Here is a 10,301-nt window from a genome sequence, read left to right on the forward strand (position 1 = left end):
AATTTTAGTTATCTTATAATGAAATTTTAAAAATGATAAACTCTGAATATCTAAATAATCTTAACAGCGCACAAAAAGAAGCTGTTTTATACCTTGATGGACCATTACTTATAGTTGCTGGTGCTGGATCTGGTAAAACTAAAGTTTTGACCTCTAGAATTGCTCATATAATTAAAGAGAAGAAAGCTTTTCCCAATCAAATATTATCTGTAACGTTTACCAACAAAGCAGCAAAAGAAATGCAAAACAGGGTGAGTACAATACTTAACTCAGAAGCAATAGGTTTATCTTGGCTTGGCACATTTCATTCTATTTGTGCAAAATTATTAAGAAAGCATGCGCCAGCTGCAGGACTAACTTCTAATTTTACAATCATTGATACCGATGATCAGGTAAGGCTAATTAAAAATATATGTAAAGCCGAAAATATAGATATTAAACAGTTGGCACCTAAGTATATCTTATCAATTATCGATAGATGGAAAAATAAAGGTTTTTATCCTGGTGAAGTCATTGTCAACAAAAATGACATTTATGAAAAAACTGTACTTCCAATTTATAAAATTTATCAAAAAAAACTATTAGATTTAAATGCTTGTGACTTTGGTGATCTAATTTTACATGTTGTAAAAATTTTTGAAAGAAATGTAGATATAAAAGAAATTTATTCTAATAATTTTAAATATGTAATGGTTGATGAGTATCAAGATACAAACTACATTCAAAGTAGGTGGCTATACTTATTATCTGAAAAACATAAAAATTTGTGCTGTGTAGGTGACGATGATCAATCTATATATAGTTGGCGTGGTGCTGAAATTAAAAATTTTTTAGAGTTCGACCAGGCTTATAAAAATTCAAAAATAATAAGATTAGAAGAAAATTATCGATCATCACAAAATATTTTATCTGTAGCTTCAAACTTAATATCAAACAACCAAAATAGAGTTGGTAAAACTTTAAAAACAAAAATGGAAGAGGGTGATCTAGTTAAATTGAATTGTTTTAAAAATGGAAAAGATGAAGCTATAGGAATCTCTGATGAAATAGAAAAAAAACTAAAAAAAAAATATTCATTCAATAGCATAGCAATTTTAGTTAGAGCAATATTTCAAACAAGAGAATTTGAAGAGCGTTTTTTAAAAATCGGACTACCTTATAGAATTTTAGGTGGCACAAAATTTTATGAAAGAGCAGAAATTAAAGATTGTGTTGCATACCTGAGATTAATATATCAACCAAAAGATGATTTAGCTTTTGATAGAATAGTCAATAATCCCAAAAGATCTATTGGAGAAAGCACTATTAAATTGATACACCAATTTTCCAAAGAAAATACTGTAAGTTTAGAAATTGCATCAAAACAGTTAATTGAAAAAAATTTAATTAAACCGAAAACAAAAATAGGCTTAAATTCTTTTTTATTTTTAATGGATAAATGGAGAAACGATATTAATATTAAAAAAATTAATCACACTAAATTACTACAATTAGTACTAGATGAATCGGGTTATTCATCAATGCTTAAAAATAAAAAAGATATAGAAAATGAAAGTAGGTTAGAAAATATTAAAGAACTTTTAAGTGCTATGAAAGAATTTGACAGTCTTGAAGGATTCTTGGAACATGTTGCATTAGCAACTTCAATTGATCAAGATTGGGAAGGTGAAAAAATTAATATGATGACAATGCATGGTTCTAAGGGGCTTGAGTTTGACGTTGTTTTTTTACCTGGTTGGGAAGAGGGACTTTTTCCACACCAAAAATCTATTGAAGAAAAAGGTCAAAATGGTCTTGAAGAAGAAAGAAGGTTAGCTTATGTCGGTATAACTAGAGCTAAAAAAAAGGCATTAGTATCATTTGCAATGAACAGATTTTATCAAGGAAATTGGATCGATAGCATGGCTTCTAGATTTGTTGATGAATTACCAGAAAAATATTTAGAAAAAAATTCATTCTTTGAGGAGTCAAAAGATGATGACGACTTTGAGTTTAATCAAGACTTTGAAATTAATGAAGAAAATAGAAGTCCTGGATGGATTAGATATCAAAAAAGAATTAAATGAAAAAAAATAATATAAAGACTTTAAGAGCTAAATTTAAGCAATTAAAAATTGATGGTTATATTGTGCCAAAAAATGATGAATATTTTTCAGAATATACAAAAAATGATAGATTAAAAAATATTAGTAATTTTTCTGGCTCCGCTGGTGTTGCAATCATACTTAAAAATAAAAATTATTTATTTGTTGACGGGAGATATACAATTCAAGCAGAAAAAGAGTCAGCAAAAAATTTTAACATAATTGAAATTCATAAAAGATTACCTCATACTATTATTAAAAACCTTAATTTAGGTTATGATCCAAAACTTTTTACATCAAACAATCTTAAAAGTTATTTTTCAGGTAATAATCTTATTCCAATCAGTGATAATTTAATCGATAAAATATTTATATTTAAAGAAAAAACAACTAAACCATTTTATTCATTAAAAAAAGATGTGGTGGGTGAGTCACACAATTCAAAAATTTTAAAAATAGTAAATTATCTAAAATCAAATAAAGCTGACTATTTATTTGTTAGCGCTCCAGAAAATGTTGCTTGGCTTTTAAACATAAGGGGATATGACAATCCAAATAGTCCAATACCTAATGCTAGATTAATTGTTGATAAAAATAAAAAATTATTTTTAATTACCCATAAAAATAATACTAAAAAAATTGTTAATGAAAAAAAAATAAAAATAAATAATGTTATCAATATTAAGAGCCTTCCAAACCTGATTCATAAACTAGAAGGTAGAAAGTTTATAATTGATAATAAATCATGTTCAGTTTTTTATGAAAATATAATTAAATCTCAATTTAAAATCATAAATAAAGATGATCCAATCTATCAATTAAAATCAATAAAAAATACAAATGAGATCAATCATATGATTGAAGCACACAAGAAGGATGGGCTTGCACTAACAAAATTTATATATTGGATAAAAAATATTAATAAAAAGATAATAACTGAAGTTGAAGCACAAAATAAATTAGAAAAGTTTAGAAAATTTAATAAAGATTATTTATTTTCAAGCTTTAATACTATTGCGGGTTCAGGTTCAAATGGTGCAATTGTTCATTATAGAGCAACAGCCAAAACTACAAAAAAAATTAATAAAAAAGATATTTTATTAGTCGACTCAGGTGGTCAATATAAATATGGAACCACAGATGTCACTAGAACTATTTGTTTTTCTAGTCAAAAAAAATCAATAAAAAATGCCTTTACTAATGTTTTAAAAGGTCACATAGCTGTCGCTCTTACCAATTTAAAAAAAGATAATACTGGTAAAAAAATTGATATTAGAGCGAGAAAGTTTTTAAAAAAAGAAGGATTAGATTATGCGCATGGAACTGGTCATGGAGTTGGTTTCTTTTTAAATGTTCATGAGGGGCCTCAATCAATATCCAAATACAATAAAGTAAAAATTAAAAAAGGAATGATTTTAAGCAATGAACCTGGTTATTATAAAAAAAATCATTTTGGAATAAGAATAGAAAATTTGGTTTATGCTAAACAACTGAAAAATAGATTATTTTTTGAAAACCTTACTTTGGCTCCTATTGAAAAAGATTTAATTAATTTTAAACTTTTAAATAAAAGTGAAAAAAATTACTTATTTAGATATCATCTAAATATTTATTACGAATACTCTAATTCATTGAATAAAAAAGAAAGAAGATGGTTAGCTAGTCTTATTTAGCATCTTCATCCACCCCTTTTGGTCAATAACTTTTATATTTAACTTTTTTGCAGCATTGACTTTTTTTGCTGTGGGTTTTTCTCCAATAATTAAATAATCAAGTTTTTTATTAATATTACTAATTATTTTTCCTGAATTTTGCTCTATTAAAGATTTTGCTTCTGCTCTGCTTATCCCGTTTAATTTTCCTGTGAGCATGAAAGTTTTGCTTTTTAATAAACCTTCATTATTTACTAGTGCAACATTACTTATTGAAAGATTTTTTCCTAAGTCAGATAAAACTTTTAAATTATTTTGATTTATAAAAAATTTTTTAATTGAGTTAAGTTGTGTATTACCAATTCCATCAATATTAACAAGTTTGTTTATATTTGCTTCATTTGATAGTTTAAAAAAATTTATTGCTGTTTTTAAATGTTTTGCAATAAGTTTAGCATTTTCTTGACCTATATGCCTTATGCCTAATGAATAAATAAACCGTTCAAGGGAAACTTTTTTTTTTGACTCAATTGAAAATTTTAGATTTGCAACAGATAATTTACCCCATCCTTCTAGGTTTTCTATTTTATCATAATCTAAATTAAAAATATCTTGTGGTAATTTAATTAATCTTAAATCCCAAAAGTTTTCGACAATTTTTTTTCCAAAACCATCTATATTAAAGGCATCTTTTGATACAAAATGTTTTATTTTTTCTATAGCAATTTTTTCACATGTAAAGCCTTCGCTAGCACACCTTCTTACTGCATCTTGTTTTTTTGTTATTTCATTATAATCTTTTATAGTTTGACCACCACATGATGGACACTTTAAAGGGAAATTAAATGTATTAAAAAATTTTTTTCTTTTTTTAAAATCTACTGACACTACATGAGGAATAACATCGCCAGCTCTTTCAACATTAACCGTATCACCAATCCTTATATCTTTTCTATTAATCTCATCTTCATTATGTAATGTTGCATTCGATACAATGACCCCCCCAATATTTACAGGTTTGATCTTTGCAACCGGTGTAAGCGCCCCAGTTCTTCCAACTTGTATTTCAATATTCATTATTTCTGAAATTGCACTATTAGCTGAAAACTTATGTGCTATCGCCCATCTAGGTGCATTTGCTGCAAAACCAAGTCTTTTTTGTAAATCGAAATTGTTAACTTTATAAACGACTCCATCAATATCAAATGCCATCTCTTTTCTTTTTTCTTCTAATTTCTTGTGATTCAACATTAAATTTTTAATACCTGATATTTCTTTATTAAATGGATTTGTTTTGAATCCCCATAATTTTAAATTTTTTAAAAAAGTTGTTTGATTTTCAATGTTCAATTTTTTTACATAACCGTAAGTATAAGCAATAAATTTAAGTGGCATCTTATTGGTAATTAAAGAGTCTTTTTGTCTTAAAGATCCAGAAGCAGCATTTCTTGGATTAGCAAATTTATCTTCAATTTTTTTAAAATCATTATTTTCTATAAAAACCTCACCTCGAATATCTATCTCTTCTGGAAAATTATTTTTATTAATTACTAATGGTATATCTTTAATAGTCTTTAAATTTTGGGTAATGTCCTCACCTTCAACACCATCTCCTCTAGAGAGGCCTCTTGTAAATTTTCCATTTTTGTAAATTATAGAAGCTGATATGCCATCAATTTTTGGTTCAACGCTATATGTAATTAAGTCAGTATTTTTTAAACTTAGAAAGTTAATCATCTTTTTTTCAAAATTCTTTAAATCATTTTCATTAAAAGCATTTCCCAATGATAGCATTGGAACTCTGTGTTTTAATTTTTGAAAGTTTTTAGATGGTTTAAAGCCCACATATTTTGAAGGAGAGTATTTACTTTTTAAAAATTGATATTTATTTTCTAAATCTATTATATTTTTTTTTAGTAAATCAAATTCCTGATCAGAAATAGTTGGTTTATCTTCACTATGGTATTGTTTATTATATTTTTGCAGTAGTAAAATTTTTTTTTTATAATCATCAATAATTGTATCTTTATTCATCTATTGAAAAAGTTTTTTAAATTTTTTCAACATTCCAGCTTTTTCTTTTTTGACAATTTTGCTTTCATAGTTTTTATTATATAATTTGTAGGATTTTTTATACCATTCACCTGATAAATAATTATAACCTAATAAAATTGCATATTTTTTTGCTTCATCCTCAAGTCCTATCCTATAATGTATTTCAACCAATCTATGTAATGCCTCCTCTGCATAGATTGTTGTATCATAATCATTTATTACATTTTTAAATCTATTTATAGCTGGTATCCATTTTTTTTTCTGAATGTAATATCTTCCAATATACATTTCTTTAGAAGCCAAAACGTCATTAATTAAACCATTCTTTAATTTTGCATCTAAAGCTAATTCTGTCTTTGGGTAATTAACAATTACATGATCAAAATATTTTTTAGCAATTAATAATGCCTGTAAGTCTTTTTTTTCACCTTCAATTTTTTCATAATAACACATACCTAATAGATAGTGGGCATAGTCTAGCCTTTCATTATCATTGTATGTTTTTATAAATCTTTCAAGATTAAATATTGCTTCTGTGTAGTAATCTTGACTGTAGTATGAATAAGCTGCCATTAATAATGACTTAGGAGCCCACTCGGATTGGGGGAATAATAACTCACTTTCTAAAAACTTTTTTGCTGCAAAAAAAGCATCTCCCTTTTCAAGTTCATTTAAACCTTCTTTATAGGCTAAAATCATTTCAGACTCTTGATCTATTTCTTTAATTAATGAAATTTCTTTTTTATCTTTAGAGCATGCATTCAATGCTAAGATTAAAAATAATAGTCCTATTTTAAGTATATATTTCATTTATTTTTATGAAATATACTTATACTAAGAAATAAAATTATGCGATAGACTTTAAATGACTTTTATTAATAAATGTACTTGGTAAATGTTTTTCTGTAATTTCTATTAATGAAAAATTTTTATCATTTTCAAAGACTTTTCTTAGCAATTGATTTGTAAGTTTGTGGCCACCTCTAGAACAAGTCAATTTTCCAATTATTTTGTAGCCAGCTAAATATAGATCTCCCATACAGTCTAATATCTTATGGTTTACAAATTCTTTTTTATTTCTAAGACCATTCTCATTTAAAATTTTATTGTCTTTGATTACTATCGCATTATTAAGGTTTCCACCTTTCGCTAAGCCCATTTTTTTCAATTTTTCTATATCCTCAAATAAGCAGAAAGTTCTAGAATTATAAATATCTGTCAAATCTGATTCAAATACTTTTACTAAATTTCTTTGAATTCCAATGAGTTCATTCTCATATTGTAATTCAAAATCTATATCTAGGCTTATTTTACTTGGCTCAATAGAAATTGTTTTATTTCCATCTTCAAATTCTATTTTATTTTCTATTTTAACTATTTTTATTGGGGCATCACTATTTTTGATTCCAACCTTGGAAATTTCCTCAACAAATATTTTTGCTGAGCCATCTAAAATTGGCACTTCCTGGTTATCAATTTCTATTAAGGCATTATCAATGCCCAATCCATATAAAGCTCCCATCAAATGTTCTATTGTGGAAACGTTCACACCAGCTTCATTTGAGATTGTTGTGCAAAATACTGCACTGCTAACATTAAATATATTCGGAATTATTATATTATTTTCTTTGATATCAATTCTTTTAAAAATTATGCCAGAATTTGGTTCAGCTGGTTTTATGGTCATTGATACTGAAAGGCCACTATGAAGACCAACACCACTGACCTTTATATCGTTATTAATAGTTTTTTGATTTAAAACAGACATTCAGGTCTTATAAATAAATGAAATAAATTTGGAAAAACAAGAAATATTACAGTAAAATACTAATTCACTTAAAAAAGTGAAAAAGCTTTTCAAAAAACCCTTGTTTTATTTGTTTTTTGGGAACTACTACAACCTCTTGTTTATTTAGCCCAGTAATAAATTTAAATCCAGACTGACAAATATCTTCTAAAGTTTCTTCTAAATAATCTATCTCATTTATAAACGAAATTTTATCTTTGTAACGATTATCAAGTATTTTTGATCCTTCTCCCATCAAAACCATCTTAAATCTACCATCGGAATGTATGCTAGACTCAATAGATTTGGTGCATAATTCAAGTATTTCTTCAGTTCTAGCAAAAGTAATTTTTTGAAGAATGTCTAATGAAATATCATCCCTATTTAAATTTTTAATATTTAGATCAAAGTTATATTTTAATTGTTCTGAATTTTTTAAATCTATTTTTAAAATTTGAGAGATATCTTTAGTAATATTGTTTCCTCCAATAGGTAAAACATCTAAAGAAAGAGTTTTATCATTGAGGTAAGTGATTATTGACGTCTTGTTAAATCCTACGTCTATAAATGAAACATATCCAGTTGAATTAAGATTATCTTTGTAACTAATTGATTTAGCATAACTAGAGCAAATTATTTGATTAACTAAGATATTAGATTTTGAAAAAATTTTTTTATAGTAAAGCACTAGGTCAATTGGCAGGCAGATGAAGAGTATATCTAAAGATATTACATTACATTTAATATCATCGGGAAAATAAGAATAATCAATATTGTCAATTTTATAATTATTAATGATAATGTGAGTGATATTATAGTCTACATAGTTTTTAAAAATTTGCTGTTTGGCTTCTTGAATTAAAAACTGAATGTTGGTTTTCTTTAGTTTAGATCCGTCAAGTTTTTTAGATAATGAAATACCAACAGAAAACATTTTTGGACTATCTATCATCAAATTTATATTATCTATGTATTCACCTGTATCTTTCTCAAGATTAGTAATAATTTTTTGAATTTTTTGCTCTATATCTAAACTATCTATAAAAAAATCACTTTCAGCATAAAAAGCCTCCGTTTTGATATTTGCACTAAATGCACCAGCTCTTATTTTGGAAAAACCACAATCAAAAAAGGTTAGAAAATTTTTATTATTCATTATTTAACAACTAGATGATTATCTACTCTTAGATCAATATGATTTTTATTTTTGAAATCATTACTATTTATAATCTTATAAGCAAGATTAAGTGATTTAGAAATATTATCATGTGGTAACTTAATTAAAGTACCATTATTAGTTAAAATATCCCATCGATTTGACGGAAAAAAATACAACATTCTAAATTTTGAAAAAATAAATTTAGATTGTGTGACATCTTTTTTGAAACTTAAAAAATTTTTTGAATTAAATTCTCCAAATACATAGGGTAATATCTCTTTATATTCCTCATCCTCAATAAGTTTGCCATTTGATCCAATAAGAAGATTATTATTAGAAAGTCTAGCAACAAATTTAGTTGGTTTAATATTTATATTAATTGTTGAGGGATAAATTTTTTTAATATTATACTCTTCTATAATATTGTATTTGCTCATAACACTTTGGAATTCTTCTTTACTAATTAATAATATATTTTTGTTTAATAAACTGTTTAATTCACGATAAATTTTAGAATTATTTTCATTTGAAAGTCCTTCAATTTTAATTTGATTAATTGCATGAGTATTATTGTTTTGACTTTCTACAAATTTGCCATTTATTGTGCTTAATATAAAAAAGAGCAATAGATATATTATTACTTTATTTTTTTTATCGATTAATTGATGCATCTTTTAAAATCCATTCAATTAGTTTTATAAAACTTATACCTATATGATTAGCTATTTCAGGTACGAGTGAAAGTTTTGTCATCCCTGGTTGAGTGTTAATCTCGAGTAAATAAAATCTACCGTTATAAAACTTAAAATCTGACCTTGTAACTCCTTTACAACCAATGATTTGATGTGTTTTGCAGGTAATAGTTTTAACTTTAAGTAAATCTTTTTTACTAAGATTTACAGGTATAATATGTTTTGTTTTTGCATTGGGATTATATTTTGCTTCATAGTCATAAAATTTTCTCTTAGGTGCTAATTCAATTGCATCTAATGTTTTGTTACCCATTATAGCTACTTGTATTTCCCTACCTCCAATAAACTCTTCTATTAAAATTTGATTATATGCTTTTAACATTTTTAAATTTTTAATAATATTTTTTTTAGTACAGATGTATACGTGAACACTTGATCCTTCATTGATTGGTTTTATAACAACTGGAAATTTTAATTTTTTTTCAATAATCTTAATAATATCTGTTTTTTTTTTTTGTAATCAAATTTAATATATTTGGGAGTTAATATTTTATTTTTAATAAAAATTTTTTTTGAAATTTCTTTATCCATTGCTATAGATGAAGCAATTACGCCTGAGTGAGTATATGGAATTTTTTGAGTTTCCAAAATTGTTTGAATATATCCATCCTCTCCAAACTGCCCGTGCAAAGCATTAAAAATTACATCTGGTTTAAATTGTTTTATATTTTTCAATAAAGTATGATCTGGTTCACAAGTTAAAACTTTATATTTATTTTTTTTTAATTCCCTGGCTACTTGCTTTCCTGTATCCAAACTTATCATGCGTTCTTTGGATATTCCTCCACAAAGTACTAAGATTCTTTTTTTCAT

Annotated in this window: 7 protein-coding genes and 1 pseudogene; 2 read left to right on the forward strand and 6 right to left on the reverse strand. The window is 25.7% G+C overall.

All coding sequences use genetic code 11. From position 1 onward, the window contains the following. Positions 1 to 32: 32 nt before the first annotated feature. Together ABXT56_RS05205 and ABXT56_RS05210 are read left to right on the forward strand one after the other, a co-directional pair. Positions 33 to 2,066, forward strand: a complete 2,034-nt coding sequence (locus tag ABXT56_RS05205; RefSeq protein WP_415299655.1) for an ATP-dependent helicase — start codon at positions 33 to 35, stop codon at positions 2,064 to 2,066. Beyond that, positions 2,063 to 3,757 carry a M24 family metallopeptidase gene (locus tag ABXT56_RS05210; protein ID WP_415299656.1) on the forward strand — a complete coding sequence of 565 codons (1,695 nt, stop codon included), beginning with the start codon at positions 2,063 to 2,065 and terminating at the stop codon, positions 3,755 to 3,757. The genes ABXT56_RS05205 and ABXT56_RS05210 overlap by 4 nt, the downstream gene beginning before the upstream one ends. Here the strand turns inward: ABXT56_RS05210 and ligA are convergent. The 6 genes and pseudogenes from ligA to ABXT56_RS05240 all read right to left on the reverse strand — a co-directional run bounded on the left by ligA (position 3,740) and on the right by ABXT56_RS05240 (position 10,301). Then, on the reverse strand, positions 3,740 to 5,770 hold the full coding sequence (ligA, locus tag ABXT56_RS05215; protein ID WP_415299657.1) for an NAD-dependent DNA ligase LigA: 2,031 nt from the start codon (positions 5,768 to 5,770) through the stop codon (positions 3,740 to 3,742). The genes ABXT56_RS05210 and ligA overlap by 18 nt on opposite strands. Beyond that, complete coding sequence (locus ABXT56_RS05220; protein WP_415299658.1) at positions 5,771 to 6,601, reverse strand: outer membrane protein assembly factor BamD; 831 nt, start codon at positions 6,599 to 6,601, stop codon at positions 5,771 to 5,773. Between the two features lie 37 nt (positions 6,602 to 6,638). Next, complete coding sequence (lpxC, locus tag ABXT56_RS05225) at positions 6,639 to 7,559, reverse strand: UDP-3-O-acyl-N-acetylglucosamine deacetylase (RefSeq protein WP_415299659.1); 921 nt, start codon at positions 7,557 to 7,559, stop codon at positions 6,639 to 6,641. Between the two features lie 64 nt (positions 7,560 to 7,623). Continuing rightward, positions 7,624 to 8,733, reverse strand: a complete 1,110-nt coding sequence (locus ABXT56_RS05230) for a cell division FtsA domain-containing protein (protein ID WP_415299660.1) — start codon at positions 8,731 to 8,733, stop codon at positions 7,624 to 7,626. Continuing rightward, positions 8,733 to 9,407, reverse strand: a complete 675-nt coding sequence (locus tag ABXT56_RS05235; RefSeq protein ID WP_415299661.1) for a cell division protein FtsQ/DivIB — start codon at positions 9,405 to 9,407, stop codon at positions 8,733 to 8,735. Before ABXT56_RS05235 ends, ABXT56_RS05230 begins: the two co-directional genes overlap by 1 nt. Continuing rightward, a pseudogene (locus ABXT56_RS05240) lies at positions 9,388 to 10,301 on the reverse strand (D-alanine--D-alanine ligase). The gene ABXT56_RS05235 and the pseudogene ABXT56_RS05240 overlap by 20 nt, the downstream one beginning before the upstream one ends.

The organism is Candidatus Pelagibacter sp. Uisw_134_02 (genome assembly GCF_047720265.1).
GTDB lineage: Bacteria > Pseudomonadota > Alphaproteobacteria > Pelagibacterales > Pelagibacteraceae > Pelagibacter.

Bases quoted from the DNA above. Each gene is read 5' to 3' on its own strand.
- ABXT56_RS05205 (WP_415299655.1), top strand. From the start codon at position 33: ATGATAAACTCTGAATATCTAAATAATCTTAACAGCGCACAAAAAGAA.
- ABXT56_RS05210 (WP_415299656.1), top strand. From the start codon at position 2,063: ATGAAAAAAAATAATATAAAGACTTTAAGAGCTAAATTTAAGCAATTA.
- ABXT56_RS05230 (WP_415299660.1), bottom strand. From the start codon at position 8,733: ATGAATAATAAAAATTTTCTAACCTTTTTTGATTGTGGTTTTTCCAAA.
- lpxC (WP_415299659.1), bottom strand. From the start codon at position 7,559: ATGTCTGTTTTAAATCAAAAAACTATTAATAACGATATAAAGGTCAGT.
- ABXT56_RS05220 (WP_415299658.1), bottom strand. From the start codon at position 6,601: ATGAAATATATACTTAAAATAGGACTATTATTTTTAATCTTAGCATTG.
- ligA (WP_415299657.1), bottom strand. From the start codon at position 5,770: ATGAATAAAGATACAATTATTGATGATTATAAAAAAAAAATTTTACTA.
- ABXT56_RS05235 (WP_415299661.1), bottom strand. From the start codon at position 9,407: ATGCATCAATTAATCGATAAAAAAAATAAAGTAATAATATATCTATTG.